28 protein-coding genes, 2 tRNA genes and 1 pseudogene are annotated in these 26,731 nt (G+C 69.7%); 16 read left to right on the top strand and 15 right to left on the bottom strand.

The features are described 5' to 3' along the window. Position 1: 1 nt before the first annotated feature. From ACOYW6_RS12055 to ACOYW6_RS12065, 3 genes are read right to left on the bottom strand one after another with little or no spacing between them, the layout of a single operon-like run. The gene (locus ACOYW6_RS12055) at positions 2 to 934 is read right to left on the bottom strand and encodes a bifunctional riboflavin kinase/FAD synthetase (protein WP_423141558.1); all 933 of its coding nucleotides are present in this window, start codon (positions 932 to 934) and stop codon (positions 2 to 4) included. Beyond that, positions 931 to 1,440, bottom strand: a complete 510-nt coding sequence (locus ACOYW6_RS12060) for a dihydrofolate reductase (RefSeq protein ID WP_423141559.1) — start codon at positions 1,438 to 1,440, stop codon at positions 931 to 933. Before ACOYW6_RS12060 ends, ACOYW6_RS12055 begins: the two co-directional genes overlap by 4 nt. Further along, on the bottom strand, positions 1,440 to 2,492 hold the full coding sequence (locus tag ACOYW6_RS12065) for a 5-(carboxyamino)imidazole ribonucleotide synthase (protein ID WP_423143126.1): 1,053 nt from the start codon (positions 2,490 to 2,492) through the stop codon (positions 1,440 to 1,442). The genes ACOYW6_RS12060 and ACOYW6_RS12065 overlap by 1 nt, the downstream gene beginning before the upstream one ends. A 46-nt stretch (positions 2,493 to 2,538) precedes the next feature. Here ACOYW6_RS12065 and ACOYW6_RS12070 point away from each other — a divergent pair, with 46 nt between their 5' ends. Continuing rightward, positions 2,539 to 3,327 carry a class I SAM-dependent methyltransferase gene (locus ACOYW6_RS12070; RefSeq protein ID WP_423141560.1) on the top strand — a complete coding sequence of 263 codons (789 nt, stop codon included), beginning with the start codon at positions 2,539 to 2,541 and terminating at the stop codon, positions 3,325 to 3,327. Between the two features lie 27 nt (positions 3,328 to 3,354). Here ACOYW6_RS12070 and purE read toward each other — a convergent pair whose 3' ends face one another. Genes purE through ACOYW6_RS12085 form a run of 3 tightly spaced genes read right to left on the bottom strand, consistent with a single transcriptional unit; the run spans position 3,355 to position 4,735 of the window. Next, positions 3,355 to 3,840, bottom strand: a complete 486-nt coding sequence (gene purE, locus ACOYW6_RS12075; protein WP_423141561.1) for a 5-(carboxyamino)imidazole ribonucleotide mutase — start codon at positions 3,838 to 3,840, stop codon at positions 3,355 to 3,357. Between the two features lies 1 nt (position 3,841). Further along, entirely contained in the window at positions 3,842 to 4,528 is a 687-nt protein-coding gene (gpmA, locus tag ACOYW6_RS12080) for a 2,3-diphosphoglycerate-dependent phosphoglycerate mutase (protein WP_423141562.1), read from the bottom strand. Positions 4,529 to 4,567: 39 nt separating this feature from the next. Next, complete coding sequence (locus ACOYW6_RS12085) at positions 4,568 to 4,735, bottom strand: hypothetical protein (protein ID WP_423141563.1); 168 nt, start codon at positions 4,733 to 4,735, stop codon at positions 4,568 to 4,570. Positions 4,736 to 4,880: 145 nt separating this feature from the next. On the opposite strand from ACOYW6_RS12085, the gene ACOYW6_RS12090 reads away from it, so the two are divergent. Together ACOYW6_RS12090 and ACOYW6_RS12095 are read left to right on the top strand one after the other, a co-directional pair. Further along, a tRNA-Thr gene (locus tag ACOYW6_RS12090) sits at positions 4,881 to 4,955 on the top strand. A gap of 137 nt (positions 4,956 to 5,092) precedes the next feature. Then, positions 5,093 to 6,046: a DUF5996 family protein gene (locus ACOYW6_RS12095; RefSeq protein ID WP_423141564.1), complete on the top strand. Its 954-nt coding sequence runs from the start codon at positions 5,093 to 5,095 to the stop codon at positions 6,044 to 6,046. A 12-nt stretch (positions 6,047 to 6,058) separates the two neighbouring features. Here ACOYW6_RS12095 and ACOYW6_RS12100 read toward each other — a convergent pair whose 3' ends face one another. Continuing rightward, positions 6,059 to 6,184 carry a hypothetical protein gene (locus ACOYW6_RS12100; protein ID WP_423141565.1) on the bottom strand — a complete coding sequence of 42 codons (126 nt, stop codon included), beginning with the start codon at positions 6,182 to 6,184 and terminating at the stop codon, positions 6,059 to 6,061. A 109-nt stretch (positions 6,185 to 6,293) separates the two neighbouring features. Beyond that, the gene (locus ACOYW6_RS12105) at positions 6,294 to 6,593 is read right to left on the bottom strand and encodes a GNAT family N-acetyltransferase (protein ID WP_423141566.1); all 300 of its coding nucleotides are present in this window, start codon (positions 6,591 to 6,593) and stop codon (positions 6,294 to 6,296) included. Positions 6,594 to 6,665: 72 nt separating this feature from the next. On the opposite strand from ACOYW6_RS12105, the gene ACOYW6_RS12110 reads away from it, so the two are divergent. Next, complete coding sequence (locus ACOYW6_RS12110) at positions 6,666 to 7,661, top strand: threonine aldolase family protein (RefSeq protein ID WP_423141567.1); 996 nt, start codon at positions 6,666 to 6,668, stop codon at positions 7,659 to 7,661. A gap of 19 nt (positions 7,662 to 7,680) precedes the next feature. Then, a pseudogene (locus ACOYW6_RS12115) lies at positions 7,681 to 8,499 on the top strand (DMT family transporter); the annotation flags it as partial. Here ACOYW6_RS12115 and ACOYW6_RS12120 read toward each other — a convergent pair. After that, the gene (locus ACOYW6_RS12120; RefSeq protein ID WP_423141568.1) at positions 8,493 to 9,347 is read right to left on the bottom strand and encodes an SDR family NAD(P)-dependent oxidoreductase; all 855 of its coding nucleotides are present in this window, start codon (positions 9,345 to 9,347) and stop codon (positions 8,493 to 8,495) included. The pseudogene ACOYW6_RS12115 and the gene ACOYW6_RS12120 sit on opposite strands and share 7 nt — an antisense overlap. Before the next feature lie 52 nt (positions 9,348 to 9,399). Between ACOYW6_RS12120 and pepN the strand changes: the two genes are divergently transcribed. The 6 genes from pepN to ACOYW6_RS12150 all read left to right on the top strand — a co-directional run bounded on the left by pepN (position 9,400) and on the right by ACOYW6_RS12150 (position 15,888). Then, on the top strand, positions 9,400 to 12,039 hold the full coding sequence (pepN, locus tag ACOYW6_RS12125; RefSeq protein ID WP_423141569.1) for an aminopeptidase N: 2,640 nt from the start codon (positions 9,400 to 9,402) through the stop codon (positions 12,037 to 12,039). Then, positions 12,026 to 12,796: a peptidoglycan editing factor PgeF gene (gene pgeF / locus ACOYW6_RS12130; protein WP_423141570.1), complete on the top strand. Its 771-nt coding sequence runs from the start codon at positions 12,026 to 12,028 to the stop codon at positions 12,794 to 12,796. The genes pepN and pgeF overlap by 14 nt, the downstream gene beginning before the upstream one ends. Positions 12,797 to 12,979: 183 nt before the next feature. After that, entirely contained in the window at positions 12,980 to 13,546 is a 567-nt protein-coding gene (gene petA / locus ACOYW6_RS12135; protein ID WP_423141571.1) for a ubiquinol-cytochrome c reductase iron-sulfur subunit, read from the top strand. Positions 13,547 to 13,558: 12 nt separating this feature from the next. Further along, positions 13,559 to 14,857: a cytochrome b gene (locus tag ACOYW6_RS12140; protein WP_423141572.1), complete on the top strand. Its 1,299-nt coding sequence runs from the start codon at positions 13,559 to 13,561 to the stop codon at positions 14,855 to 14,857. 20 nt (positions 14,858 to 14,877) lie between these two features. Then, entirely contained in the window at positions 14,878 to 15,690 is an 813-nt protein-coding gene (locus ACOYW6_RS12145) for a cytochrome c1 (protein ID WP_423141573.1), read from the top strand. A gap of 124 nt (positions 15,691 to 15,814) precedes the next feature. Further along, positions 15,815 to 15,888, top strand: a tRNA-Gly gene (locus ACOYW6_RS12150). 27 nt (positions 15,889 to 15,915) lie between these two features. On the opposite strand, the gene panC is transcribed toward ACOYW6_RS12150, so the two are convergent. Next, positions 15,916 to 16,761, bottom strand: a complete 846-nt coding sequence (gene panC / locus ACOYW6_RS12155; RefSeq protein WP_423141574.1) for a pantoate--beta-alanine ligase — start codon at positions 16,759 to 16,761, stop codon at positions 15,916 to 15,918. A gap of 81 nt (positions 16,762 to 16,842) precedes the next feature. Between panC and ACOYW6_RS12160 the strand changes: the two genes are divergently transcribed. Genes ACOYW6_RS12160 through ACOYW6_RS12175 form a run of 4 tightly spaced genes read left to right on the top strand, consistent with a single transcriptional unit; the run spans position 16,843 to position 20,193 of the window. Continuing rightward, positions 16,843 to 17,682, top strand: a complete 840-nt coding sequence (locus ACOYW6_RS12160) for a division plane positioning ATPase MipZ (protein ID WP_423141575.1) — start codon at positions 16,843 to 16,845, stop codon at positions 17,680 to 17,682. Next, positions 17,682 to 17,978, top strand: coding sequence for a molecular chaperone DnaJ (locus ACOYW6_RS12165; protein WP_423141576.1), 297 nt, complete (start codon positions 17,682 to 17,684; stop codon positions 17,976 to 17,978). The genes ACOYW6_RS12160 and ACOYW6_RS12165 overlap by 1 nt, the downstream gene beginning before the upstream one ends. Beyond that, on the top strand, positions 17,975 to 19,378 hold the full coding sequence (gene pgmG, locus ACOYW6_RS12170; RefSeq protein WP_423141577.1) for a phosphoglucomutase/phosphomannomutase PgmG: 1,404 nt from the start codon (positions 17,975 to 17,977) through the stop codon (positions 19,376 to 19,378). Before ACOYW6_RS12165 ends, pgmG begins: the two co-directional genes overlap by 4 nt. After that, positions 19,375 to 20,193: a Cof-type HAD-IIB family hydrolase gene (locus ACOYW6_RS12175; RefSeq protein WP_423141578.1), complete on the top strand. Its 819-nt coding sequence runs from the start codon at positions 19,375 to 19,377 to the stop codon at positions 20,191 to 20,193. The genes pgmG and ACOYW6_RS12175 overlap by 4 nt, the downstream gene beginning before the upstream one ends. A gap of 77 nt (positions 20,194 to 20,270) precedes the next feature. Here ACOYW6_RS12175 and ACOYW6_RS12180 read toward each other — a convergent pair whose 3' ends face one another. Next, positions 20,271 to 21,038: a BON domain-containing protein gene (locus tag ACOYW6_RS12180; protein WP_423141579.1), complete on the bottom strand. Its 768-nt coding sequence runs from the start codon at positions 21,036 to 21,038 to the stop codon at positions 20,271 to 20,273. 194 nt (positions 21,039 to 21,232) lie between these two features. On the opposite strand from ACOYW6_RS12180, the gene ACOYW6_RS12185 reads away from it, so the two are divergent. Beyond that, positions 21,233 to 23,689: a ligase-associated DNA damage response DEXH box helicase gene (locus tag ACOYW6_RS12185; protein WP_423141580.1), complete on the top strand. Its 2,457-nt coding sequence runs from the start codon at positions 21,233 to 21,235 to the stop codon at positions 23,687 to 23,689. 65 nt (positions 23,690 to 23,754) lie between these two features. On the opposite strand, the gene ACOYW6_RS12190 is transcribed toward ACOYW6_RS12185, so the two are convergent. The 4 genes from ACOYW6_RS12190 to ACOYW6_RS12205 form a co-directional block, all read right to left on the bottom strand. Continuing rightward, positions 23,755 to 24,216 carry an ExbD/TolR family protein gene (locus ACOYW6_RS12190; RefSeq protein ID WP_423141581.1) on the bottom strand — a complete coding sequence of 154 codons (462 nt, stop codon included), beginning with the start codon at positions 24,214 to 24,216 and terminating at the stop codon, positions 23,755 to 23,757. Positions 24,217 to 24,272: 56 nt separating this feature from the next. Further along, entirely contained in the window at positions 24,273 to 24,809 is a 537-nt protein-coding gene (locus ACOYW6_RS12195; protein ID WP_423141582.1) for an ExbD/TolR family protein, read from the bottom strand. A gap of 126 nt (positions 24,810 to 24,935) precedes the next feature. Beyond that, positions 24,936 to 25,730 (bottom strand): MotA/TolQ/ExbB proton channel family protein, encoded by a 795-nt coding sequence (locus ACOYW6_RS12200; RefSeq protein ID WP_423141583.1) that lies wholly within the window; start codon positions 25,728 to 25,730, stop codon positions 24,936 to 24,938. An 87-nt stretch (positions 25,731 to 25,817) separates the two neighbouring features. Beyond that, on the bottom strand, positions 25,818 to 26,483 hold the full coding sequence (locus ACOYW6_RS12205; RefSeq protein ID WP_423141584.1) for a TonB family protein: 666 nt from the start codon (positions 26,481 to 26,483) through the stop codon (positions 25,818 to 25,820). Between the last annotated feature and the right edge of the window lie 248 nt (positions 26,484 to 26,731).

Below are 26,731 nucleotides of genomic sequence, written 5' to 3' on the forward strand. Positions count from 1 at the left end.
GTTACGCGTCCGCCAGCAGCGCCCGCGCCCGCGCGCAGTCGGCGTCCATCTGCGCGGTCAGCGCTTCAAGGCTGTCGAACTTCGCCTCGGGGCGCAGGTAGCGGTGCAGCGCGATCGCGATCTCCTGCCCGTAAAGGTCGCCCGACCAGTCGAACAGGAAGGTTTCGAGCAGTTCAACCGGCGGTTCGAACGTGGGCCGGATGCCCAGGTTGGCGGCGCCGGGCACCACGCTGCCGCCGGGCAGCCGCGCGGTGACCGCGTAGATGCCGTAAGCCGGGCGCAGGTAATTGCCCATGTCCAGGTTGGCGGTGGGATAGCCGATGCTGCGGCCCAGCTTCGCGCCGTGCACCACGGGCCCGCGAATCGTGAACGGGCGCGTCATCAGGCGGGTGGCGGTCTCGCAATCGCCGGCCTGGAGCGCGGCGCGGATCCGGCTTGACGATATCGGCCCGCCCGCATCGCTGACCGGGCCGACCGTGCGGGCGAAGAACCCGGCCTGCGCGCCCAGCGCGGCCAGCGCGGCGGTATCGCCGCTGCGGCCCTTGCCGAACGTGAAATCCTCTCCCGTCACCACCCCGCTGGCGGCCAGCGGCCCGGCCAGCAGCGCGGCGAATTCGCCCGCGCTCAGCGCTGCCAGCGCGGCGTCGAAATGGAACACCAGCATCGCGGCGGCGCCGGCAGCTGCGAACAGCTCGGCCCGCTGCGCCAGCGTGGTCAGGCGGAACGGCGGCGCATCGGGGCGGAACAGCCGCATCGGATGCGGATCGAAGGTGGCGACGATGGCGGGGCGCCCGGCGGCGCGGGCCGCCTGCACCGCGGCACCGACCACGGCCTGGTGGCCCAGGTGGAAACCGTCGAAATTGCCCAGCGCATAGACCGCGCCGCGCAAGGCGGCTGGCACCGTGTCGCGGTGATCGAGGACGGGGATGGTCACGCCGCCGCGTCCGTCCGTGCCAGCGTGACGAAGGCATAGGCCGGGCGGCGCCCCTCGGCCGGGTGTTCCTCGCGCGCGGTCTCGCGCCACTCGGGCCCGAACGGCGGGACCACCGTATCGCCGGGGACATCGGCGTGGACTTCGGTCAGCTCGATGCGGGTCAGGTGCGGCAGCATCAGGCGGTAGATCTCCGCGCCGCCGATCACGCTGACCGGGCCTGCGCCCGCCAGCGCCAGCGCGGCCTGCGCCGAATGGGCCGGTTCCGCGCCATCGGCCTGCCACGCCCTGTCGCGGGTCAGCACGATATGGCGGCGGCCGGGCAGCGGCGCGGGCAAGCTGTCGAAGGTCTTGCGCCCCATGATCATCGCCGTTCCGCCACCGTCTTTTCCAAGCGTCAGGGCCTTGAAGCGCTTGAGGTCCGCGGGCAGGCGCCAGGGCAGCGTGCCGTCTGCGCCGATGGTCCCGTTGGCGGCGCGGGCCAGGATCGCCACGACATCGCGCCCCATCACCGGGTGACCCGGGTGACGTGGCCCATCTTGCGCCCCGGGCGGGGTTCGCCCTTGCCGTAAAGGTGCAGGTGCGCGGCCGGATCGGCCAGGGTCGCGGCCCAGTCGTTCGCCTGCTCGCCCACCAGGTTGTCCATGCGCACCGCGCGTCCTGCCAGCGCGGTATCGCCCAGCGGCAGACCCAGGATCGCGCGGACGTGGTTCTCGAACTGGCTGGTGACCGCGCCCTCGATGCTCCAGTGGCCCGAATTGTGCACCCGGGGGGCCATCTCGTTGAAGACGGGCCCTTGCGCGGTGGCGAAGAATTCCGCCGTCATCACCCCGACATAGCCCAGCGCATCGGCCAGCCGCCCGGCCAGCGCGCGCGCCGCCGGCACCTGCGCGGCCACGGCGGGCGAGGCGGGCAGGGTGGAGGCGGACAGGATGCCGCCGACATGGGTGTTCTCGGCACTGTCCCAGAACACCGTCCGGCCATCGGCGGCGCGGCACAGGATGACGGAGAATTCCGCTTCGAAGGTGACGAAGCCTTCGTAGATCAGCGGGGTGCCGGCGGGCAGGTCGGGCAGGGGCTCGTGCGCGGCGATGCGCCACTGGCCCTTGCCGTCATATCCGTCGCGCCGGGTCTTGAGGATGCCGGGCGCGCCGATCTTTGCCACCGCGCGGGCCAGGTCCGCCGCCGTGTCCACCGCCATGAACGGCGCCGGGGTGCCGCCGTGGGCGCGCGCGAAGGTCTTTTCGGCCAGCCGGTCCTGCGCGGTTTCCAGCGCGCGCGGGTGCGGGTGCAGGGCCGTGCCCGCCAGCGCCGCCAGCGGGGCGACCGGCACGTTCTCGAACTCGTAGGTCACCACGTCGCAGGCCGCGGCGAAGGCGGCCAGCGCGGCGGCATCGTCCCACGCGGCGCAGGTAAAGGCGGCGCTGACCTCGGCCGCGACCGAATCGGCTTCGGGCGCGTAGACGTGGCAGCGGTAGCCGAGCCGCGCCGCCGCCATCGCCAGCATCCGGCCGAGCTGGCCGCCGCCCAGGATGCCGATTGTGCCGCCGGGGTTAATCATAGCCAAGTCATTGTCCCGCCACGTTGGAATCACTAGCACGCCGGCCATGGACGATACCAAGCACACCGTCGCCGACGCGATTCGCCCGCCGCTGCAGCACCCGTCCGCCGCGGCGATGGCATGGTACGGCAACGCCGCCAAGATGCGCATCGTCGAACGCCTGGCCGCTACCGATGGGCCGCTGACGGTGTTCGACTTCGGCGCCGGGCGCGGCGCCGGCTGGGCCGAGACGCTGAAGCTGTGCCCGAACATCACGCTGGTCTGCTACGAACCGCACGGCCCCAGCGTGGCGGCGCTGCGCCAGGCGGTGCCGGCGGCGACCATCCATGACGGTGATCCTTCCGCGATCACCCAGCCGGTCGACGTGATCGTCAGCTTCTCGGTGTTCGAGCATGTCTGGGACCGCAAGAGCTACCTGGCCCACGCCGCGCGGCTGCTGAAGCCGGAGGGGCGCTTTTTCCTCAATTACGACGACGGTCATTTCCGCGAGCCCGGCAGCCTGCTGGCCGCGGCGCGCAACGCGGTTGCCCCGGTGCTGCCGCGGGTCGGCCTGACCGGCCAGTTCCAGGCCACCGTCAGGAAGCCCGATGCTGACCGCATGATCGCGGCCGCCGGGCTGGTTGCCGAGGGCGACCGTTACGAGAACCTGGAAAGCATGAAGGCGCTGGCCAAGACCATCCCGGCCGATCGCCGTGCCGATTTCGCCGCGATGTGGCTGGACCTCGAAGACCGGCTCAACGCCGATTTCACCGCGCAGGCGGCGGCCTTCAACGGCGATACCACCAACCTGTGGCGCGAAATGGCAAGCCGGACGCTGGAACTGCGCCGCGCCTGAGCGCGCCTGTGCGCAGCGCACCGCGCCTTACTCGGGCCGGTGGGCGACGCCGGCACTTTGCGCCGCGCGCCAGGCCTTGAGCCGGTCGGCCAGCGGCGCGTCGCTCAGCGCCAGGATCGCGGCGGCCAGCAGCCCGGCGTTGGTTGCCCCGGCCTCGCCGATGGCGAGCGTGCCGACGGGTATGCCCGCGGGCATCTGCACTATCGACAGCAGTGAATCCTGGCCCGACAGCGCCTTGGACTGGACCGGCACGCCCAGCACCGGCAGGGGCGTCATGCTGGCAATCATGCCGGGCAGGTGCGCGGCGCCGCCCGCCCCGGCGATGATGACCCTGAACCCCTCGCCCTCGGCGCCTTGCGCGAATTCGACCAGCCGCTGCGGGGTGCGGTGGGCCGAGACGATCCGCGCTTCGTAAGCGACGCCCAGCGCGTCGAGCGCCTCGGCAGCGCGGCGCATCGTCGCCCAGTCGCTCTGGCTGCCCATGACGATCGCGACCTGCGGGGCGGCGCTCATCTCAGCGCTCCGACAGGTAATAGCGTTCGCGCGCGCCCAGTCGGTCGTCCAGCTCGTAGACGATCGGCTGGCCGGTCGGGATTTCCAGCCCGGTGATCTCGGCATCGGAAATGCCCGACAAGTGCTTGACCAGCGCGCGCAGCGAATTGCCGTGGGCGGAGATGATCACCGTGCGGCCGCTCCGCAGCACCGGCGCGATCGCGCTGTCGTAATAGGGCAGGACGCGGGCGATGGTGTCCTTCAGGCTTTCGGTATCGGGCACCGCGATCCCGGCGTAGCGCGGGTCCGAAGCAAGGTCGAATTCGCCGCCCGGCGCCAGCGGCGGGGGCGGAATGTCGAAGCTGCGGCGCCAGACCTTGACCTGCTCGTCGCCGTGGCGGGCGGCGGTTTCCGCCTTGTCCAGCCCGGTGAGGCCGCCGTAGTGCCGCTCGTTCAGGCGCCAGTCCTTGGTCTCGGGGATCCACAGGCGGTCGCAGCCTTCCAGCGCGATATGCAGCGTGCGGATGGCGCGGGTCTGGAGCGAGGTGAAGGCCGCGTCGGGGAGCATCCCCTTGTCCAGCAGCAGCGCGCCGGCGGCGCGGGCCTCGTCCTCGCCCCTGGCGGTAAGGTTGACGTCCCACCAGCCGGTGAAGCGGTTTTCAAGGTTCCACTGGCTTTGGCCATGACGGACGAGAATCAGGCGCGGCACGCAATCGCTCCCCTGTGATGCGGCGGAATGGGCCGGGCCCTAGCTGTCCGGCCGGTCTTTGGAAAGGGGCGCGGGCGGCGCGGCGCCGGGCGCGGCGGGCGGCGTCTCCTGCGCCAGCGCGCGGCCTTGCGCCTTGCGGCGGTGCAGGTTCTCGCGCAGGCGGGCGGCCAGGCGTTCCTCGCGCGTCGGGGCTTGCTTGTCGGCCATCGCAATGCCGATGCCACCGCCGGCCCGCGCGCTCAAGCCCCGCCACCGTCCAGCGCGGTTGACAAAGCCGGGGGGCGCCGCCAAAGCGCGCGCCTGCCATCGGGCCGGGCCGTATCGCCCCGCCCGGTCGCGGCCGAAATGGTCCGCTGCTGTAGCTCAGTGGTAGAGCGCATCCTTGGTAAGGCTGAGGTCGGGAGTTCAATCCTCCCCAGCAGCACCATTTCCCCCGCCACAACGGCTTGAGCCCGCCCCCCGCAAAGGGGGCGGGCTCGCCCGGCCTGCCCGCCCATCTTGCCAGCAATCGCCGCGAAGCGCAGGATTTCGCGGGCGCAGCAGCGGCAAGGCGAAGGACACCTCATGGACGAATCGGCGGTGAGGGCGGCGGCATGGCCGGAGCTGCCCTATGGCGCATGGTCCGATACCTGCGCCGCGCTGCACTTGTGGGTGCAGATCGCCGGAAAGTACCGGCTGTCGCATACCCCCTGGCTCAACCATTCCTGGCACGCGACGCTTTACGTGACGCCGCGCGGCCTCACCACCGGGCCGGTGCCGGACGGCGAGCGGACGGTGACGCTGACGTTCGATTTCAGGGACCACGTGCTGGAAGCCGAGACCGCCGAGCGGCGCGACAGCTTCGCGCTGGAGCCGATGAGCGTGCGCGATTTCCTCGCCCGGACGACAGCGCTGGTCGAAGGACTGGGCGGGCGCATGGCGATCGGCGCCTTCCCCAGCGAAGTGCCAAACCCGGTCCGCTTCGCCGACGACGCGGCGCTCCGCCCGTACGACCCTGCGGCCGTAAGCCGCTATCACCGCGCGCTGCAGTCGGTGTCCGGCGTGTTCCAGGCGTTTCGCACCGGCTTCATCGGCAAGGTTTCGCCCGTCCACCTGTTCTGGGGTTCGTTCGACCTGGCGGTGACGCGGTTTTCCGGGCGCCGCGCGCCGGTTCATCCCGGCGGCGTGCCCGGCCTGCCCGACACCGTCACCCGCGAGGCCTATAGCCACGAGGTGTCCTCGGCCGGGTTCTGGCCCGGCGACGCGTCGGTGGGCGAGGCGATGTTCTATTCCTACGCCTATCCCGCCCCGCCGGGCTTTGCCCAGCGGCCGGGCGGCGTTGCCGCGGCCCGCTTCGATTCGGGGCTGGGCGAATTCCTGCTGCCGTACGAGGCGGTCCGCACCGCGGCCGACCCGGCGGGCGAGCTGCTGCGGTTCCTGCAGGCGACTTACGATGCGGCGGCGGACCTGGCGGCCTGGGACCGCGCGGCGCTGGAATGCGCGCCGGGCGTGCCGATGGTGCCGCGCCCGGTGGGTTGAGCGCGGCTCAGCTCAGTTGGCGTAGTAGTCGTGCCCTTGCGCCATGTAGTGGCGCTTGGCGGTCTTGCCGCTGGGGGTAAGGTTCAGCCACAGCGCCACCATCAGCACGCCGAAGAACGCATAACCGACGTATTTCATCGTCCTGGCCCTCAACGGGGCCGCCCATGGCCCGCGCTTGCCGGGCCTTCATAGCCGCGATGCGGTTAATCGCGGCTGCCCGCGGATGGTTAACGCCGGGTTGCCGGCATCAGCCGCGCAGATCGGCCCACTCGGGATGGCGGCGGAACGCGGCCTCGACATAGCTGCAGGCCGGGACGATGCGGAAGCCCTCGGTCCTTGCGTCGGCGACCATCGCTTCGACCAGCCGGGCGGCCACGCCGCGGCCGCCGATCTCGGGCGGGACCAGCGTGTGTTCGGCCACGCGGTCATCGCCGCGCTTGACCCAGGTAAGCCGGCCGATCGCGCTGCTGCCGGCGACTTCGGCGTGATATTCGCCGGCGCTGCCCCGATCGTGGCGGGTGATGGTGACCTCGGCGGCATCGGACATGGCAATTCCCCTCCAGTGTGCTTGACGGCTAACGCGGCGCGCCCATAGGCGTTCCGCCGAAAGCAGGTGCCGATGCAGTTCCTCTCCGACAACGCCGCCGCCGTCCACCCCGCCGTCTGGGCGGCGATGCAGGCTGCCGACGCCGCGCAGGCGCCCTATGACAACGACGCCTTGTCGCAGGCGCTGGACGAACGTTTCAGCGACCTGTTCGGACGGCCCGCGTGGGGCTTGTGGGTGGCGAGCGGGACCGCCGCCAATTGCCTGGCGCTGGCGACGATGGTGCAGCCGCACGGCGGCGTCGTCTGCCACCGCGAGGCGCATATCGAGATGGACGAGGGCGGAGCGCCCGGCTTCTACCTGCACGGCGCCAAGCTGATGCTGGCGGAGGGCGACGGCGCGATGCTGACCCCGGCGGCCATCGCCGCAGTGATCGATCCCGTTCGCGACGACGTTCACCAGGTCCAGCCGCACGCGGTCTCGATCACGCAGGCGACCGAGTACGGGCGCACCTATGGGCCCGCCGACGTCGCCGCGATCGCCGCCTTCGCGGCCGCGCGCGGCCTGCCGCTGCACATGGACGGTGCCCGCTTCGCCAACGCGGTGGCGTTCCAGGGCGCGACGCCGGGCGCGCTGACGCACGGGGTCGCGGCGCTGAGCTTCGGGTTCATCAAGAACGGCGGCATGGGGGCCGAGGCGATCGTGTTCTTCGACGAGGGCGCGGCCCGGCTGGCCCGCTATCGCCGCAAGCGCGCCGGCCACCTGCAATCGAAGGGGCGGTTCCTGGCCGCGCAGATCCACGCCATGCTGGACGGCGACGTGTGGCTGGCCAACGCCCGCCACGCCAATGCCGCCGCGCGCGAACTGGCCGGCGGGGTTGCCGAACGCCTGCTGCATCCGGTCGAGGCCAACGAGGTGTTCGTGGCGCTGTCCGCGGCCGAACGCGCGGCGCTGCGCGGCCAGGGCTTCGGCTTTTACGACTGGGGCGAGGATGCGGCGCGCTTCGTCACCGCGTGGAACGCGCGCGAGGCCGACGTCGCCGCGCTGGCGCGCGCGCTGGCGGCGCTGTGACGCCCGCAGCGCCGCCGCGATGAGCCGGCTTCCCGGCGGCTGGAAGGCCGCGGTGTCCTTTGTCCTGATCACGCTGATCTGGGGTTCGACCTGGCTGGTGATCAAGGACCAGATCAGCGAAGTGCCGCCATCGTGGACTGTCACCTGGCGCTTTACGCTGGCGGCGGCGGGGATGTGCACGCTGGCGCTGGTGCGGGGCGAAAGCCTGCGCCTGCCGGGGCGGGTGACCGCGCTGGCGGCGATCATCGGGCTGTTCCAGTTCGCGTCCAATTTCCAGTTCGTCTACCGCGCCGAAAGCCACGTCACCTCGGGCATCGTGGCGGTGCTGTTCGCGCTGCTGATCGTGCCCAACGCGCTGCTGGGACGGCTGGTGCTGGGCAATGCCATCGGCGGGCGGTTCCTGGCCGGAACGGGGATCGCGCTTGTGGGCATCGCGCTGCTGCTGCTGCGCGAGTTCCGCATGGCGCCGGCCGGCGCCGACATCGCGCTGGGGGTCGGGCTGACCGTGTGCGGCATCCTGTCGGCATCGGTGGCCAACATCCTGCAGGCAACGCCGCTGGCCAGGGCGCAGCCGGTGGTCCCGGTGATCGCCTGGGCGATGCTGGCCGGCGCGCTGGCCGACGCCGCCTTCGCCTGGTGCGTGGACGGGCCGCCAGTGCTGGACCCGCGTCCGGCTTACTGGGGCGGGGTCGCTTACCTGGCGCTGGTCGGATCGGTGCTGGCCTTCCCGCTCTATTTCAGCCTTATCCGCAGCTGGGGGCCGGGCCGCGCCGCCTACAACGGGGTGGCCGTGCCGGTGGTGGCGATGGCGCTGTCGACGCTGTTCGAGGGTTACCGCTGGTCGCTGCTGGCGGGCTCCGGCGCGGTGGTGGCGATCGCGGGGCTGGCGCTGGCGCTGTCGCCCGCCCGTTCGCCCGCAAGCAGCGCCGCCAGTCCTTCGCGAAACGACGGGTAGCGCGGCGACCAGCCTAGCACGCGGCGCGCCTTGCCGTTGGCGATGCGGCGGTTCTCGGCGTAAAAGGCCAGCGCCGCCGGGCTGAGCGCGGCCTCCGCCAGCGCCTGCAGCGGCGGCAGCGGCAGGCCCAGCAGGCGGCAGGCTTCCTCGACCACGGCGTTCTGCGATGCGGGCGCGTCATCGGCAAGGTTGTAGGCGCCCGGCGGCGCCGCCAGCGCCCGCACCGCGCCATCGGCCAGGTCGCCGACATGGATGCGGCTGAAGACGTGTCCGGGCAGGTCGATGCGGTGGGCCCGGCCTTCGCGCACGCGCTCCAGCATCGATCGCCCCGGGCCGTAGATGCCGGGCAGGCGCAGCACCCGCGCGCCGCGCGCCAGCCAGGAGGCGTCGGCATCGTTCCGCCCGCCGCGGCGCCCGGCGATCGGCGCGCTTTCGTCCACCCACGCCCCGCCCGCGTCGCCGTAGACCCCGGTGGAGGACAAGTAGACCAGCGTTTTTGCGCCCAGCGCATCGCCGTAGGCATCCAGCACCGGGTCGGTGCCGGTGCCATCGGGCGGAACGCTGGACAGCACGGCCTCCGCGTCGGCCAGCGCCACGCGCACTTGCGCCGAATCGCCGAAGCCCAGCGTGCCGTCGCGCCCGGTCGAGATCACCTCCCAGCCATCCGCAGCCAGCCCCGCGGCAATGCGCTTTGCGCTGTAACCCAGTCCGAACACGACGATCCGCTTCATGGTCCGCACTCTAACCGCTGGCATTCGAGGGCGCACGACCTAGATTGGGCGCATGGATATCGCCTCCCGGCCGTCAGAGCCCATCGCCAATCCCGAAACCGCCGATGCCGCCGTGCCGCCCCAGGCGCCCGCGACGGTCCGCCGCGCCGATTACCGCCCGCCGGCCTGGCGCGTGCCGGAAACGCATCTCGATTTCGCGCTCGGCCTCGATGCCACCACCGTGGTGACGACGCTGAAGGTCGAGCGTGCCGGGGACGAACCGCTGCGCCTCAACGGCGATGGCCTGGCCGCGCGGCGCGTGGCGGTGGACGGCGTGGCCGCCAATGCCTGGCACATGGACGGTGACGACCTTGTCATCGACCTGCCCGGCGACGCGCACGAGGTGACGGTCGAAACCGCGCTCAACCCCGCCGCCAACACCAAGCTGATGGGGCTCTACGCCTCGAACGGGATGCTGTGCACCCAGTGCGAGGCCGAGGGCTTTCGCCGCATCGCCTTCTTCCCCGACCGGCCCGACGTGCTGTCGGTCTATACCGTGCGGATGAGCGGGCCCAAGGCGCAGTTCCCGATCCTGCTCAGCAATGGCAACAATACCGCCAGCGGCGAGGGCGAGGACGGCTCCCACTGGGCCGAGTGGCACGATCCCTGGCCCAAGCCGAGCTACCTGTTCGCGCTGGTAGCGGGCGACCTGGTGGCCAATTCCTCGACCTTCACCACGATGAGCGGGCGCGAAGTCGCGCTCAACATCTGGGTGCGCGACGGTGACCAGGCGCGCACCAGCCACGCGATGGATGCACTCAAGGCCAGCATGAAGTGGGACGAGGAGACGTTCGGGCGCGAATACGACCTCGACCTGTTCAACATCGTCGCGGTCAGCGATTTCAACATGGGGGCGATGGAGAACAAGGGGCTCAACGTCTTCAACACCCGCTACATCCTGGCCGACCCCGAAACCGCCACCGACATGGATTACGACGGGATCGAGGGCGTGGTCGCGCACGAATACTTCCACAACTGGTCGGGCAACCGCATCACCTGCCGCGACTGGTTCCAGCTGAGCCTGAAGGAAGGCTTCACCGTGCTGCGCGACCAGCTGTTCAGCCAGGATATGGGCAGCCCGGCGGTCAAGCGGATCGAGGACGTGCGGATCCTGCGCAGCGCCCAGTTCCCCGAGGATTCGGGCCCGCTGGCACACCCGATCCGGCCCGATTCGTACCAGGAAATCAGCAACTTCTACACCTCCACCGTCTACAACAAGGGCGCCGAGGTGATCCGCATGATGCGCACGATGGCGGGCGAGGCGGCGTTCCGCAAAGGCACCGATCTCTACTTCGACCGCCACGACGGCGAGGCCGCGACCTGCGAGGATTTCGTCAAGGCGATCGAGGACGGCACCGGGCTCGACCTTGCCCACTTCCGCAAGTGGTACGAACAGGCCGGGACCCCGCGCGTCACCGCCCGGCTCGAGCATGACGGGACCACCGCCACGCTGGTGCTGACCCAGACCGTGCCGCCGACCCCGGGCCAGCCCGACAAGGCGCCGATGCCGATCCCGCTGCGCGTCGCCCTGTTCGACCGCGCCACCAAGGCGCACCCGGGCGAGGAACTGGTCGTGCTGGACGGCGCCGAGGGCCGCTTTGCCTTCGACGGGTTCGCGACCCGCCCGGTGCTGTCGATCAACCGCGGCTTTTCCGCCCCGGTCGCGATCGAGGCCGAACAGAGCGTCGACGACCTGGTGTTCCTGGCCGCCAGCGACGACGATCCCTTCGCGCGCTACGAAGCCTTGCAGATGCTGGTGGTGCGCCACCTCGTCGCCGCGGTGGAGAACGGCAGCGCCGATGCTGCCGAGGGAGCGGCAATCCGCGCGGCTTTTGCCGCGATCCTGGCCGACGAGACGCTCGACGACCTGATGCGCGGCGAACTTCTGATCCTGCCGGGCGAAGCCTACCTGGCGGAACAGCTGATGGTCGCCGACCCGGGCGCGATCCGTACCGCGCGCGAGGCGCTGAAGGCCGATCTCGGCGCGGCGCTGTCCGACGCGTTCGAGGCGCTGCACGCGCGCGCCAGCGCGGTGCCCTACAGTCTCGAAGCGGCGGCCAGGGGGGCTCGGAAGGTCAAGACCCAGGCCCTCGTCTACCTCGCCGCCGGGCGGCCCGCGGTCGCCGCGAAGCTGGCCAAGGCGCAGTACGACGCCGCCGACAACATGACCGACCGCCAGGGCGCGCTGATGACGCTGGCCGGGCTGGGCGGCCCGGAACGGGAGGCCGCGCTGGAGGATTTCCACGCCCGCTTCGCCGGCAACGCGCTGGTGATCGACAAGTGGTTCTCGCTCCAGGCCGGCTCGCTTCACCCCGACGTGCTCAGCCACGTCGAGGCGCTGGCCCGCCACCCCGACTTCACGATGAGCAACCCCAACCGCGTGCGCGCGCTCTACATGGCGATGGCGGTCAACCCCGGCGCGTTCCACGATGCCTCGGGGCGCGGCTATGCGATGATTGCCGACCTGATCCTGGCGCTCGACCCGATCAACCCGCAGACCGCGGCGCGCTTCGTCGCCCCGCTGGGCCGCTGGCGGCGGATCGAGCCGGGCCGCGCGGCGATGATGCGCGCGGCGCTGGAACGCATCGCGGCGGCGCCCGGCCTGTCGCGCGACACGTACGAACAGGTGACCAAGAGCCTTGGCAGCGACTGACGCGCCCGCTTTCGCCCGCTCGCCGCTGCTGGACGGACCGCACGGTTTCTTCGGCCGCCGCGGCGGGGTTTCGGCCGGAGTTGCGGCCGGACTCAACGTCGGGCTGGGCGCGGGCGACGATGCCGGCGCGGTCGCGGAAAACCGCCGCCGCGCGGCCGCGGCAGTCCTGCCCGGCGGGCGGCTGGTGAGCGTCTACCAGGTCCACTCGGCCCGCTGCGTGACCGTGGCGGACCCCTGGGACGAAAGCGCCCGGCCCGAAGCCGACGCGCTGGTTACCGACCGGCCTGGCCTGGTCCTGGGCATCGTCACCGCCGATTGCGCGCCGATCCTGTTCCGCGACCGGTCGCGCGGCGTGATCGGCGCCGCGCATGCCGGCTGGAAGGGCGCATTGGGCGGCGTAACCGCGGCGACGCTCGATGCGATGGAAGCGCTGGGCGCACGCCGGGCGGACATCGCCGCGGTCATCGGGCCGACGATCGCGCAGGCCAGCTACGAGGTCGACGCTGCCTTCCGCGATCGCTTCGCGGCCGCGGATCCAGCCAGTTCGCGGCACTTTTCGGGCGGGCGCGACGGGCATTTCCAGTTCGACCTGCCCGGCTACCTGGTCCGCCGCCTGCACGCCGAGGGCTGCGGCACGGCCGAATCGCTCGGCCTCGATACTTATGCGGACGCGGACGCGTTCTATTCCTATCGCCGCGCCACGCACCGGGGCGAGCCGACTTACGGGCGGCAGTTCTCGCTGATCGGATTGGGCTGAGCCCGGCGCCTCGGCGCGCCGCGCGGCAGGGCGCAAAATGGCGGTTGGCAGCGCGCCGCTTCGCGTCTATCAGCGCGCCAAACCGGCTTTCGGGGGGCGCAGGGCGCCTGCCGCGCAGGGCCGGAAACGGGGTATATCGGCACTTTCACAGCGCCGGGTTTCGAAACGGGACAAGAGCGAAGCATGGCAGACGACGCAGTCACCACCGCCGCCGAACCGGTCCATACGGACGGCGTGCGGCGGCGCGATTTCATCAACATCGCCGCGGTCAGCGCTGCCGGCGTCGGCGGTGCGGCGGTGCTCTATCCGCTGATCAGCCAGATGGCGCCGTCGGCCGACGTGCTGGCCGAAAGCTCGACCGAGGTTGATACGTCGGCGATCCAGGAAGGCCAGGGGATCGTCGCGATCTTCCGTTCGCAGCCGCTGTTCGTGCGCAAGCTGACCGCCAAGGAAATCGCCGCGGCCAATGCCGTGCCGACCTCGTCGCTGCGCGATCCGCAGACGCTGGCGGAGCGGACCAAGCCCGGCAAGACCGAGTGGCTGATCACGATGGGCGTCTGCACCCACCTCGGCTGCGTGCCGCAGGGCATCACGGTCGACCAGAACCGCGGCGAATTCGGCGGCTATTTCTGCCCCTGCCATGGGTCGCAGTACGATACGGCCGCCCGCATCCGCAAAGGCCCGGCACCCAAGAACCTGGAAGTGCCGCCTTACGAATTTTCGTCCGACACCGTCGTCAAGGTAGGCTGAGGTTTCTCCGCGATGAGCTTTCACTGGGCCAAACAGTACACCCCTAGCCATCCGTTCATGCAGTGGATGGACGAGAAGCTGCCCTTGCCGCGCCTCGTCTTCAACTCGCTGGGCGGCGGCTATCCGGTGCCGCGCAACCTCAACTACGCGTGGAATTTCGGCGTCCTTGCCGGGTTCTGCCTGCTGCTGCAGATCGTTACCGGCGTCGTGCTGGCGATGCATTATGCCGCCAATACCCAGGTCGCGTTCGGCTCGGTCGAGCACATCATGCGCGACGTCAACTGGGGCTGGATGCTGCGCTATGCGCACGCCAACGGCGCCAGCGCGTTCTTCGTCGTGGTCTACTGCCACATCTTCCGCGGTTTCTATTACGGGTCCTACAAGGCCCCGCGCGAGATGGTGTGGCTGCTGGGCGTGGTCATCTTCCTGCTGATGATGGCCACCGCGTTCATGGGTTACGTGCTGCCGTGGGGCCAGATGTCCTACTGGGGCGCGCAGGTCATCACCGGGCTGTTCTCGGCGATCCCGCTGGTCGGCGACCCGATTCACACCTGGCTGCTGGGCGGCTTCGCGCCGGGCAATTCGGCGCTCAACCGCTTCTTCTCGCTGCACTTCCTGCTGCCGTTCGTGATCGCGGGCGTCATCATCCTGCACATCTGGGCGCTGCACATCCCCGGTTCGAACAACCCGACCGGCGTGGAAGTGAAGACCGAAAGCGACACGATCCCGTTCCACCCGTACTACACGGCCAAGGACGGCTTCGGGCTTGGCGTCTTCCTGCTGATCTACTGCGCGTTCCTGTTCTTCATGCCGAACTCGCTGGGCCACCCGGACAACTACATTCCGGCCAACCCGCTGCAGACGCCCGCGCACATCGTTCCGGAATGGTATTTCTGGCCGTTCTACGCGATCCTGCGCGCCTTCACGCAGGACTTCCTGTTCGTCCCGGCCAAGCTGATGGGCGTCATCGCCATGTTCAGCGCGATCCTGGTGTGGTTCCTGATGCCTTGGCTCGATCGCAGCCCGGTCCGCTCCGGCCATTACCGGCCGCTCTACAAGAAGTTCTTCTGGGCGCTGGTCGTCGACGCGGTGATCCTGGGCTACTGCGGCGGTTCGCCGGCGGAAGAGCCCTACGTGATGATCAGCCAGCTGGCCGCGCTGTACTACTTCCTGCACTTCTTCGTCATCGTCCCGATCGTCTCGTCGATCGAGCGGCCGCTTCCGCTGCCGACCTCGATCACGGCATCGGTGCTGGGTGACGGGGACATGCCCGTTTCGCCCACTCCCGCTCCGGCGGCTCCAGCGGCCTGATTGAGGACGAGAGAACCGACATGATCCGCATCCTCTCCATTTTCGGCGGCCTGTTCTTCGCGCTCGCGCTGCTGTGGTCGTTCGGCAAGGGCGCCTACAGCGCCGCGACCGAGCCCGTGCCGCAGAGCGCCGAAAAGGCGCTCCACAAGCACCCCAAGGAACTTGAGCTGGCCAGCAACGGCCCGCTCGGCCACTTCGACCGCCAGCAGCTGCAGCGCGGCTTCGCGGTGTACGAGCAGGTCTGCTCGAACTGCCATTCGCTCGGCTACGTCTCGTACCGCGACCTGGCCGCGCTGGGTTACGACCAGGACGAGGTCAAGGCGATCGCCGCCAAGGCCACCGTCAACGCGGTCGATCCGCTGACCGGCGAAGCCAAGGACCGCCCGGGCACCCCGTCGGACAAGTTCCCGCCGGTCGTCTACGCCGGCACCGGCCACCCGCCGGACCTGTCGCTGATCACCAAGGCGCGCCACGACGGGCCGGCCTACGTCTATTCGCTGCTGACCGGCTATGCCGCGCAGACCCCGGCGATGCTGGCCAAGCACCCCGAGGCGAAGACCGGCGAAGGGCTGTATTACAATCCCTACTTCGCCAACCTCAACATCGCGATGCCGCCGCCGCTGACCAGCGACGGGCAGGTGACCTATTCGGACGGCACCCCGGCGACGATCGACCAGATGGCCAAGGACGTCGCCGCGTTCCTGGTCTGGACCGCCGAGCCCAAGCTCGACAAGCGTCACCAGACCGGCCTCGCCGTGCTCGGCTTCCTGCTGTTCGCGACGATCCTGGCCTACATGGCCAAGCGCCAGGTCTGGGGCGACCTCGCGCACTGAGGGCGGCACCGGCACGAAAACGCGAAACGCCCCGGCGGCCACACGGCCCCGGGGCGTTTTCGTATCCGCCGTGGCCAACAGGGAATTGATCGCGCCGCCCGGCTCGGGCATAGGCGGCGCCAGCGCGGGTATAGCATAGTGGTAATGCACTAGCCTTCCAAGCTAGCTAGAGGGGTTCGATTCCCCTTACCCGCTCCAGCTTTCGCGCCAGGACCCGCGCCGCCCTTATACCGCGATATTGTCGATCAGGCGCGCCTTGCCGAGGCGCGCGGCGACGAACAGGCGCGCGCCGGCGGCGGCGCGGACAAGCGGCGCCAGGCTCTCGCCGTCGCGCAAGTCCAGGTAGTCGGGGGCTGCGAAGCCGGCTTCGGCCAGCGCGGCGCGCGCGGCGGCGAGGGCGGGCGCGACCGGCGCGCCGGCGCGGATCGCCTCGGCCGCCGCGCCGAGCGCGCGAGGCAGGGCGGCGGCGCGAACGCGCTCGTCAGGCGTCAGGTAGGCATTGCGGCTGCTCATCGCCAGGCCGTCGGCCTCGCGCACGGTCGGCACGCCGACGATGGCGTCCACCTGCGGGCGGGTGAAGTCGAGGTCGCGCGCCATCCGGCGGATCACCGCCAGCTGCTGCCAGTCCTTTTCACCGAACAGCGCGATGTCGGGCCGGACCTGCTGGAACAGCTTGGCGACCACGGTGGCGACGCCGTCGAAATGGCCCGGCCGGGCCGCCCCGTCGAGCGGTTCGCTGACGCCCGCGACGGAGACGTTGGTGGCATAGCCGGCCGGATACATCGTCGCTGCGTCGGGCGCCCACAGCAGGCTAACCCCCTCGGCCGCCAGCAGTTCGCTGTCGCGGGCAAGCTGGCGCGGATAGGCGTCCAGGTCCTCGCCCGCGCCGAACTGGCGCGGGTTGACGAAAATCGATACCGCCACGTGCGCGGCGCGGGCCTTGCCGGCGCGCACCAGGGCCAGGTGGCCTTGGTGCAGCGCCCCCATCGTCGGCACCAGCGCCAGCGGGCCATCGGCGCGCAAGGCGGCGACGGCACGGCGCAGTGGATCGAGAGCGGTGATCGTTTGCACGCCGTGTTCCCCTTGCTTTAAAGTCCCGCCCGGTTAGGCGCGGATGGCGCGCCCGCGCAACCAGGAAGGCCCGTTTCGCCCGTGTCCACCCCGTCCGGCCCGCACCGCATCGTCTTCGCCAATGAAAAGGGCGGCACCGGCAAGTCGACCACCGCGGTCCACGTCGCAATCGGGCTGGCCTACCAGGGCGCCCGGGTCGCCGCGATCGACCTCGATCCGCGCCAGCGCACGCTGCACCGCTACCTGGAAAACCGTGCCGAAACCCAGAAGCGCCGCGGCATCGAACTGCCCGACGCCAGCTTCGCGGTGTTCGACGGCGCCGCGTGCGAGGGTGACGGTGTCGAGGCGCTGGAGGCGATGGCGGCCGAGGTCGGCAAGGACGCCGATTTCCTGATCTTCGACACCCCCGGCCGCGACGATCCCTATGCCCGCCACGCCGCCACCCGGGCCGACACGCTGGTGACGCCGCTCAACGACAGTTTCGTCGACTTCGACCTGATCGGCCAGGTCGATCCGGAGACCTTCAAGGTCCGCAAGCTGTCGTTCTATGCCGAACTGATCTGGGAGGCGCGCAAGAAGCGCGCGCTGGCGACGCTGAACGAGGCACGGCGAGAAATGGACTGGGTGGTGGTGCGCAACCGCGGCGGCCACGTCGAGGCGCGCAACATGCGCCGGCTCGACCAGGCGCTGACCGAGATGGCGAAGCGCGTCGGCTTTCGGATCGCCTCGGGCCTGTCCGAGCGCGTGATCTACCGCGAGCTGTTCCCCAGCGGGCTGACCCTGCTCGACAAGGGCCACCTGGGCGAGCTTGGCACCAGCCATCTGGTGGCACGGCAGGAACTGCGCGCGATGCTGATGGCGCTCAACCTGCCGATGCCGGCCAAGCGCGCCCCGCAGCTGGCGCTGGCCGCGAACGGCTGATGGGAAAGCTGCTGGTCTATGCGCTGATCGCGGCGGCGCTGTGCAAGTTTGCGACCGGCCGCTGGCCGTGGGAACTGTGGCGCGATAGCGAACGTTCGCAAGGCGAGGCGCAGGCCCGCGCGCTGCTCGGGGTGGATCGTTCCGCCAGCAGAGAGCAGGTCCTCGCCGCGCATCGCCAGTTGCTGATCCGCGTTCACCCCGATCGGGGCGGCAGCGCGGAGCAGGTCCACCAGGCCGACAAGGCGCGCGACATCCTGCTCGCGCGGCTCGACCGCCGGATTACGGAGACACCATGACTCATACTTTCGACCGCACCGTCCTGCGCGAATACGACATTCGCGGCATCATCGGCGAAACGCTTGGCGCCGAGGACGCGCGCGCGATTGGCCGCGGCTTCGGCACGATGCTGGCGCGTGACGGCGGCAAGAAGGTGGTGGTCGGCTACGACGGGCGCACCAGCTCGCCGATGCTGGCGCACGCGCTGGTCGAAGGGCTCAACGCCTGCGGGCTGGACGTGGTGAACGTGGGCATGGGCCCCACGCCGATGCTGTATTACGCCGAAGCCTCAATGGAAGACGTGGATGGCGGCATTCAGATAACAGGCAGCCACAATCCCGCCAATTACAATGGCTTCAAGATGGTATTTCGGGGCCGGCCGTTCTTCGGCGAGGACATCCAGGAAGTGGGCCGGCTGGCTGCCGCCGGCGACTGGGTGAACGGCCAGGGCGGCAGCGAGGATCGCGAGATCCTCGGCGCCTATATCGACCGGATGGTCGAGGCCCTGAAGGGGATCGACCGCGATAAACTGTCCCGACTTCGGATCGGCTGGGACGCGGGCAACGGCGCGGCGGGCCCCGCGCTCGAGCTGCTTGTGAAAAAGCTTCCTGGTGAACATCATACCCTCTTCACCGATGTCGACGGCACGTTCCCGAACCACCATCCGGATCCCACCGAGGAAAAGAACCTCGCCGACCTGAAGGCGCTCGTCGCGGAGAAGAACCTCGATTTCGGTATCGCTTTCGACGGCGACGGCGACCGCATCGGCTCGATCGACGGCCAGGGCCGGGTGATCTGGGGCGACCAGCTGCTCATGATCTACGCCGAGGACCTCCTGCGGATGGAGCCCGGATCCACGATCATCGCGGATGTTAAGGCCTCGCGTGCCTTGTTCGAGAAAGTCTCAAGGCTGGGTGGCAAGCCGGTTATGTGGAAAACCGGACACAGCCTTATCAAATCCAAAATGAAGGAAACTCACGCGCCGCTGGCCGGCGAGATGAGCGGGCACGTGTTCTTCGCGCACGATTACTACGGCTTCGACGATGCGCTTTACGCCGCGGTCCGCCTGATCGCGGCAAGCGCGCGGCTGGGCAAGTCGGTGACCGAGCTGCGCGGCGAGATGCCCGCGCTGGTGAACACGCCCGAGATGCGCTTCCAGGTCGACGAGAGCCGCAAGTTCGCGGTCGTCGACGAAGTCGCCGCCCGGCTCAAGCAGTCTGGCGCCGACGTCGATTCGACCGACGGCGTGCGCGTTTCGACAAACGATGGCTGGTGGCTGCTGCGGGCGTCCAACACCCAGGACGTGCTGGTGGCGCGCGCCGAATCGAACGACCAGGCCGGGCTCGACCGGCTGCTCGGCCAGATCGACGACCAGCTTGCCGCCTCCGGGCTGACGCGCGGACCGCAGGCCGGGCATTGAGCCTGGAGCAAGGCGAGCGGGCGGGGCCGATCGGCCTCGTCGTCTCGGACATCGACGGCACGCTGGTGCGGCGCGACAAGTCGCTGCCCGATGCCAACGTGGCGGCGGTCAAGGCGGTGACGGCGCGCGGCGTGCCAGTGTCGCTGATCTCGGCCCGGCCGCCCAGCGGCATCCTGCCGATTGCGCGGGCGCTGGGCCTGCCGGGCCCGTTCGCCGCCTTCAACGGCGGCACGCTGTTCGATGACGACGGCACGATCCGCGAAGCGCACCGGCTGGACGATGACCTGGCCGTGGAGGCCGCCCGCCGCATCCTGGCAGCGGGGATGACGCTGTGGACCTTTGCCGCGGGCAAGTGGTTCGCCAGCGATGTCGCCAACCCGCACACCGACCGCGAACGGCTGTCGGCCGGGCTGGAACCCGACAGTGGGACGCCCGCGGGGCCGCGCGACAAGCTCGTCGCAGTTTGCGACGACGCGGCGCGGCTGTCGGCGATGGAGCAGGACCTGCGCGCGCTCGCCGGGCCGCGTGCGACGGTCATCCGGTCGCAGGCCTACTACCTCGACGTCACCGCCCCCGCCGCCAACAAGGGCGACGGCCTGGCCGCGCTGGCCGCGCTCTACGGCGTCGCGCCGGGCGCGGTTGCCGTCCTGGGCGACCAGGCCAACGACATCGCGATGTTCCGCCGGGCCGGCCTGTCGGTGGCGATGGGCCAGGCCACGCCCGATGTCGCCGCCGAGGCCGACCACGTCGCCGCCGCCAACGAAGCGGACGGGGTGGCGGACGGGCTCGAACGCTTCATCGTTCCCCGCCTCTAGGACGCGAAAAGGCCCGGCAGGCGAACCTGCCGGGCCTTCGCGGACGACGGGACGAAATTATCCCCTCACGACCGGGTTCAGCCGGTCGTTCCGCTCCATGAGCTGGTCGTCTGCGTGGCGGTATTGGCGGCGCTGTCGTCAACGCGCAGGTTGTTCTGCACGTGCTTCACGCCGCTGATGCAATCGACGCAGTCCTCGGCGCGGCGCTTGGCGGCGCGATCGGACACGGTACCGTCAAGCGTGACCTCGCCCTGGTCGACCGCGACCGTGATCTTGCTGGCGTCCACATGGCGATCGTCGGTCAGGCGATCGTTGACGTCTTCGCGAATGCGGTCGTCGGAGCGGGTATAGTTGCTCGGCCCGCGGCCGCGGTGGTCCTGCTCGCGCCGGCGCTGGGCGTCGTCGTCGCCGAACCAGCTGGCGATCTCGTCGCCGGCGCGGTCGAGGAAGCCGCGATGGTCGCGGTAATTGCCGGCTCCGCGGCGATAATCGTCCTGGCCCCGACTGGACCGATCGGCGCTGCGGGGCATGCTGTCACCGTAACCGGCGGCGCGGTACTGGCCGCTGCGCTGGCCGTATGCGGCGCCCTGGTTCCAGCCCTGCGCGCGGCTGGCGTCGCTGCGGCCCGGCTGGCGGCTGTCGCCGTGATCGTCATCGAAATCGTCGCGGAACGATTGGCCCGAATCGCGCCAGCGCGTGCGGCTGTCGTCACCGTTGCCGTGCCATTCGCCCTGCTGGCCGCCGTAATCGGCGAACTGTTCGGGCTGGCGGGGCATGTCGGGATAGTTCTGCGGCTGGGGCAGCCGGTCGCGGCGATAATCGTCGCGGCGATAACGTTCGGTCATGGGATCGTTCCTCTCGCGTCTGGCGGGCCGGTGCGGGGGGCCCGGGGTGGCATTGGGTCAACCGCGCCCACGGGCTGCGGGTTGCAGCGCCGGTCGCGCCCCCGCCACGCTTCGCCCCGCACCGGGCCGCGGCGCCAAGCTGTTGGCGCAGCGCGGCAATTTCCGCCGCCGGGCAAAGCTGCCATAAGGCGCCGATGACCGCTGCCAGCACCGTGCCGCCCGAACTGACCGACTGGTTCGCCGGGCGCGGCTGGCGCGTGCGCAGCCACCAGGCGGAGATGCTGGCGGCCGACGATGCCGGGCTGCATGCCATGCTGGTGGCCGATACCGGCGCGGGCAAGACGCTGGCGGGGTTCCTGCCGACGCTGGCGGCGTTCTGCCCGTCGCGCGGGGCGGTGCCCGGCGAAGGGTTGCACACGCTCTACGTCTCGCCGCTCAAGGCACTGGCGCACGACGTCCAGCGCAACCTGCTGACCCCGATCGAGGCGATGGGCCTGCCCATCCGGGTCGAGACGCGCAGCGGCGATACGCCTTCGGACCGCAAGGCCCGCCAGCGCGCCCGCCCGCCGCACGTGCTGATGACGACGCCCGAATCGCTGTCGCTGCTGCTCAGCTATCCCGAGAGCGAGGCGCTGTTCGCGACGCTGCAACGGGTGGTGATCGACGAGGTCCACGCCTTTGCCACCGGCAAGCGCGGCGACTTGCTGGCGCTGGCGCTGACCCGGCTGCAGGCGATCGCGCCGGGGCTGCGGCGGGCGGCGCTGTCGGCCACGGTGGCCGCGCCCGAGGCGTTCCGCGAATGGCTCGCCCCCGATGGCGATATCGACAGCGTGGCGCTGGTTGAGGGCGAGGCGGGCGCCCCGGCCGATGTGGAGATCCTCTTGCCCGAAGATGCGCGGGTCCCGTGGGGCGGCCACGCCGCGGCCTGGGCCGTGCCGCAGCTCTACGAGGAGATTCGCCGCAACAAGACCACGCTGATCTTCACCAACACGCGCTTCCTGGCCGAATATATCTTCCAGCTGCTGTGGGACATCAACGACGACACGCTGCCGATCGGCATTCACCACGGCTCGCTCAGCAAGGAAGCGCGCCGCAAGGTGGAAGGCGCGATGGCGCGCGGCGAACTGCGGGCTTTGGTGGCCACCGCCAGCCTCGACCTGGGGGTCGACTGGGGGGATATCGACCTGGTGGTGCAGATGGGTGCGCCCAAGGGTTCGAGCCGGCTGCTGCAGCGTATCGGCCGCGCCAATCACCGCCTCGACCAGGCCAGCCGCGCGCTGCTGGTGCCGGGCAACCGGTTCGAGTTCCTCGAGGCTACGGCGGCCAAGGACGCGGTCGACCAGGGCCAGCGCGACGGCGAGGATTTTCGCCCCGGCGCGCTCGACGTGCTGGCCCAGCACGTGATGGGCCGCGCCTGCGCCGGCCCGTTCGACGGCGACGCCTTGCTGCGCGAGGCGCGTTCGTGCCTCGCTTACGCCTGGCTGGACGAGCGCGTCTGGGACCGCGTGCTGAACTTCGTCGCCACCGGCGGCTACGCGTTGAAAGCCTACGACCGGTTCCGCCGCATCGTGAAGGGGCGCGACGGGCTGTGGCGGCTGGGCCATCCCGAGCAAGCCGCGCGGCACCGGCTGAACGCCGGGATCATCGTCGATTCCGAAATGCTGGAGGTGCGCTTTCGCAACGGCCGCTCGCTGGGCAAGGTCGAGGAGCGTTTCGGCGCCTCGCTGACGGTCGGCGACACCTTCTGGTTCGCCGGCACCAGCCTGGAAGTGGAGATGCTGCGCGAGACCGAGGTGATCGTCCGCGCGGCCAAGTCGGCGGCGATGATCCCCAGCTACGGCGGCCAGCGCCTGCCGCTGACCACGCACCTGGCGGACCGGGTACGCGCGATGATGGTCGACCGGGCCAGCTGGGGCCGCTTTCCCGACGACGTGCGTGAATGGCTGGAAGTGCAGGCCTGGCGCAGCCGCCTGCCCGGGCCGGGCGAGCTGCTGGTGGAAAGCTTTCCCTACGGCAAGCGCGAATACACCGTCTACTACACCTTCGAGGGCTGGAACGCGAACCAGAGCCTGGGGATGCTGATCACGCGCCGCATGGAGGAACGCGGGCTGGGGCCGCTGGGCTTCGTCGCCAACGACTACAGCCTGGCGGTGTGGGGATTGAAGGCGGTGGACGATCCGGCGGCGATGCTGTCACCCGATATCCTGGCCCACGAATTCGTCGACTGGGTGCAGAATTCGCACCTCTTGCGCCGCGCCTTCCGCGAAGTGGCGGTGATCGGCGGCCTGGTCGAACGGCAGCATCCCGGCAAGAAGAAGACCGGCAAGCAGGTCACCTTCTCGACCGACCTGATTTACGACGTGCTGCGCAAGTACGAGCCCGACCACGTCCTGATCGAGGCAGCTTGGGCCGACGCCCGCACGCGCATGACCGACGTGGGCCGCCTGGCCGACCTGCTGGACCGCGCCGCGGCGCAGCTGGTGCACGTCCACCTTGACCGGGTCAGCCCGATGGCGGTGCCGGTGATGGTGATGATCGGGCGCGAGACGATGCCCCAGGGCCAGGCCGACGACGAGTTGCTGCTGGAAGCGGAAACGCTGGCCGGGGCGGCGATGCGCGTCGAGCCGGAAGACCCCGCCGAGCCCGATTGAGGACACAAAAAAAGGGGCGGATCGCTCCGCCCCTTCTTCGTCTTTTCGCGGCTGAGGCCGCCTCTTTACGAGGTCGGCTTCTGCGAGTTCGCGGCCCGGTTGAATTCCGAGTACGCCTCGTTCCCGACGAAGCCGAACTTGGTCACGCCCGACGCCTTGATGACCTGCAGCACCTTGGCCGTGGTATCGTAGGGCGCCTGCGCGTCAGGCTGGAACTGCAGCTCCGGCTCGACCGGGTAACGCAGCGTCTGCTGCAGATAGTAGACGAGTTCGTTCTGGTCCTTCAGCGCCTGGCCGTTCCACAGGATCGTGCCCTGCGGATCGATGACGACCTTGTTCTTGTCCGTCTTGGGCGGAATGACCGTGGTCGGCGGAGTGGGCGCCGGCAGATCGATGTCGACCGCGTGAGTCGCCACCGGGATGGTGATGATGAACATGATGAGGAGCACGAGCATGACGTCGATAAGCGGCGTCGTGTTCATTTCCATCATCGGCTCGCCATCGTCCTTGCCGCCTGACATTGCCATAGTGTGTTACTCCTGAATTCGCGTCGTGCCGGTCCGTGGCTGCAAGCCTGTCAGGCTCAGCCGTTCGGATCGACCGGGTTCGAGATGAAGCCGACGGTCGGGTAGCCGGAGACCTGCACGTTGTAGATCGCACCGGCGATGCAGCGCCACGGGGCGTTAACGTCGCCGCGGATGTGGACCTGCGGCACCTTCTCCGGGTTCGCCTTCAGCGCTTCGGGCCCGCCCTCGCGCTTGACGATCGAATCCAGCCGCTTGAACGCGAGATCGCGCAGTTCGACCGAGTTCACCGCGGTGGTGTTGTTGAAATAGATCCGGCACTCGCCATTGCGGCTTGCGCCCTGGAAGCCGGGGTCACCCGCACTGCGGCCATTGTCGTCGGACGTGCTGACCGTGAGCAGCAGGTTCTCGACCTTGTCCTTCGATTCCACTGAAGCGAAGATGGGCAGCTTGAGCTTTTCGATCGTCTGGATCGCGACGGGAACCGCGATGAGGAAGATGATGAGGAGCACCAGCATGACGTCCACGAGGGGCGTCGTGTTGATGTCCGACATCGGCTTTTCCGCGGCGCCGCTTCCGCCTACCGACATTGCCATTTCGTTATCCTATTCCTGAGAGCCCGGCTCTTGTGAGCCTGACTGGGGCGGCCTTGCCTGCAACGGGCAGGTCCGGCCGCCCCGGGCGGATCGGGCGGGGCCGTGGCCCCGCCAGGTCCGTTAGGCTTACTGCTTGACCGTGGTGTTGGTCGGGGTCGTCGTCACCGGCTTGGTGGTCGCCGCAGCGGCCGCCTTCGACGAGGCCGGAGCGATCGCCGCCGGCTTCACGACACCGCGCGAATTGATGTTCGCCAGAACGTCGGTCGAGAAGCCCGACAGGTGCTCGGCGATGCGCTTGTTGCGGCTCTGCAGGTAGTTGTAGGCGAGCACGGCCGGAACCGCGACGAGCAGGCCGAGCGCGGTCATGATCAGCGCTTCACCGACCGGGCCGGCGACCTTGTCGATCGAGGCCGAACCGGCGATGCCGATGTTGATCAGCGCGCGGTAGATGCCGACGACGGTACCGAACAGGCCGATGAACGGCGCGGTCGCACCGACGGTGGCGAGGAACGGCAGGCCCGAGGCCAGACGGGCGTTGATGGTCGCTTCCGAACGGGCCAGCGAACCGTGCAGCCAGTCGTGCGCTTCCATGCTGTCGACCATCTTGCTGTGCTGCTCCTCGGCAGTCAGGCCGTCGTCGACGACCTGGCGCCAGGCGCTGTTCTTCTCGAGCTTGGTCGAACCTTCGCGAAGCGAATTGGCGCGCCAGAAGTTACCGCGCAGGCTGTTGTACTGGCGCAGGATCTTGGCCTGTTCGAACCACTTGGTGAACAGGATGAAGAACGAGCCGAAGGACATGATGCCCAGGATGGTGACGGTGGCATAGGCGATGAAACCGCCCTGCTGAAGCGCTTCTGCGAAACCGAACTTGTTCTGCGGTGCAGCGTTCGCGGTCGCCGCCATGAGATCAACGATAAACATGCGGGTAGTCCTCTCAAGCAGTAAGGGTCAAAAGTAAGTGAAACGGGTGACTGCCCGGTCCCGCGGGCGGGACCGGGTAGCCGAAACTCAGTCCTTCGGAATCTGCCAGCGCACCTGGCTGGGCCAGCTGCCCGCCACGGCGGCACCGGTGCTGTCGGTGGCCGGCGTGAAGCGGCCGCGACGCGAGACGAGCGAGCAAGTCGCCGAATCGAGATCGCTGGAGCCGCTGGAGCTGGTCACTTCGCAGCCGGTGACGCGGCCGTCGGGGCCGACGCTGACGCGGAACCGGACGACCCCCTCGACCTCACGCCGCAGGGCGTTGGTCGGGTAATCGTCGGTGCTGGCCCACGATGCCGGGTTGCCCTTCGGCGTTGCCGGCTTCGGGGCGAACTTCGGGGCCGGCGGAGCGGCAACCGGGGCCGGCGGAGCGACGGCGATCTGAACCGGGACCGGCGGCGGCGGCGGCGCGCTGGCGACGGTCTGGATCGGCGGAGCGGCAACGGCCACGTTGATCGGCGGCGGCGGCGCCACGATCGGCGGCGGCTCAACCGCCTTCTTGGGCGGCGGCGGCGGCGGCTCGTCCTTCTTGACCTCTTCCTTGATGTCGACGGTGGTCAGTTTCTTGACCACGGCCGCAGCCCCTTCATAGGCAAGACCGGTGACGAGCGCGTAACCGAGCGCGATATGTAACAGGGCAACGATGATCAGGGCCGTCGTGCGACTGCCACTTTGTTGTCGGTCAGCGTAAGCCATTCAGACGCATCACTCCTAATTCATGCGCCGGGCAACAGCCCGGAGTGACCGCTCGCCCGGACTGCCCCGGAACGAACGCAAGAAACTTCCCAATCTTCCACCCTGCCGGAAGTTCCTGGCAAGGCAAGCGGCAAGCCGCGCCGCAATCCCGCCAGACAGCCCGATCCATAGTCGGGCCTGCTTTTCCGGGAGCATTAGCGGCCAAAAACTGGCCGCGCAACGCTTTATCGGTTAACCAGCGATTCAGT

Origin of the sequence: Parablastomonas sp. CN1-191 (assembly GCF_049354825.1) — a bacterium.
In the GTDB taxonomy this organism is placed as follows: Bacteria; Pseudomonadota; Alphaproteobacteria; order Sphingomonadales; family Sphingomonadaceae; genus Novosphingobium.

Bases quoted from the DNA above. Each gene is read 5' to 3' on its own strand.
- ACOYW6_RS12205 (WP_423141584.1), bottom strand. From the start codon at position 26,483: ATGGCTTACGCTGACCGACAACAAAGTGGCAGTCGCACGACGGCCCTG.
- ACOYW6_RS12060 (WP_423141559.1), bottom strand. From the start codon at position 1,440: ATGGGGCGCGATGTCGTGGCGATCCTGGCCCGCGCCGCCAACGGGACC.
- pepN (WP_423141569.1), top strand. From the start codon at position 9,400: ATGGATATCGCCTCCCGGCCGTCAGAGCCCATCGCCAATCCCGAAACC.
- ACOYW6_RS12185 (WP_423141580.1), top strand. From the start codon at position 21,233: ATGACCGCTGCCAGCACCGTGCCGCCCGAACTGACCGACTGGTTCGCC.
- ACOYW6_RS12195 (WP_423141582.1), bottom strand. From the start codon at position 24,809: ATGGCAATGTCGGTAGGCGGAAGCGGCGCCGCGGAAAAGCCGATGTCG.
- ACOYW6_RS12070 (WP_423141560.1), top strand. From the start codon at position 2,539: ATGGACGATACCAAGCACACCGTCGCCGACGCGATTCGCCCGCCGCTG.
- ACOYW6_RS12140 (WP_423141572.1), top strand. From the start codon at position 13,559: ATGAGCTTTCACTGGGCCAAACAGTACACCCCTAGCCATCCGTTCATG.
- petA (WP_423141571.1), top strand. From the start codon at position 12,980: ATGGCAGACGACGCAGTCACCACCGCCGCCGAACCGGTCCATACGGAC.
- ACOYW6_RS12145 (WP_423141573.1), top strand. From the start codon at position 14,878: ATGATCCGCATCCTCTCCATTTTCGGCGGCCTGTTCTTCGCGCTCGCG.
- ACOYW6_RS12110 (WP_423141567.1), top strand. From the start codon at position 6,666: ATGCAGTTCCTCTCCGACAACGCCGCCGCCGTCCACCCCGCCGTCTGG.
- ACOYW6_RS12100 (WP_423141565.1), bottom strand. From the start codon at position 6,184: ATGAAATACGTCGGTTATGCGTTCTTCGGCGTGCTGATGGTGGCGCTG.
- ACOYW6_RS12120 (WP_423141568.1), bottom strand. From the start codon at position 9,347: ATGAAGCGGATCGTCGTGTTCGGACTGGGTTACAGCGCAAAGCGCATT.
- purE (WP_423141561.1), bottom strand. From the start codon at position 3,840: ATGAGCGCCGCCCCGCAGGTCGCGATCGTCATGGGCAGCCAGAGCGAC.
- ACOYW6_RS12095 (WP_423141564.1), top strand. From the start codon at position 5,093: ATGGACGAATCGGCGGTGAGGGCGGCGGCATGGCCGGAGCTGCCCTAT.
- ACOYW6_RS12065 (WP_423143126.1), bottom strand. From the start codon at position 2,492: ATGATTAACCCCGGCGGCACAATCGGCATCCTGGGCGGCGGCCAGCTC.
- ACOYW6_RS12165 (WP_423141576.1), top strand. From the start codon at position 17,682: ATGGGAAAGCTGCTGGTCTATGCGCTGATCGCGGCGGCGCTGTGCAAG.
- ACOYW6_RS12200 (WP_423141583.1), bottom strand. From the start codon at position 25,730: ATGTTTATCGTTGATCTCATGGCGGCGACCGCGAACGCTGCACCGCAG.
- pgmG (WP_423141577.1), top strand. From the start codon at position 17,975: ATGACTCATACTTTCGACCGCACCGTCCTGCGCGAATACGACATTCGC.
- ACOYW6_RS12105 (WP_423141566.1), bottom strand. From the start codon at position 6,593: ATGTCCGATGCCGCCGAGGTCACCATCACCCGCCACGATCGGGGCAGC.
- ACOYW6_RS12085 (WP_423141563.1), bottom strand. From the start codon at position 4,735: ATGGCCGACAAGCAAGCCCCGACGCGCGAGGAACGCCTGGCCGCCCGC.
- ACOYW6_RS12190 (WP_423141581.1), bottom strand. From the start codon at position 24,216: ATGGCAATGTCAGGCGGCAAGGACGATGGCGAGCCGATGATGGAAATG.
- ACOYW6_RS12180 (WP_423141579.1), bottom strand. From the start codon at position 21,038: ATGACCGAACGTTATCGCCGCGACGATTATCGCCGCGACCGGCTGCCC.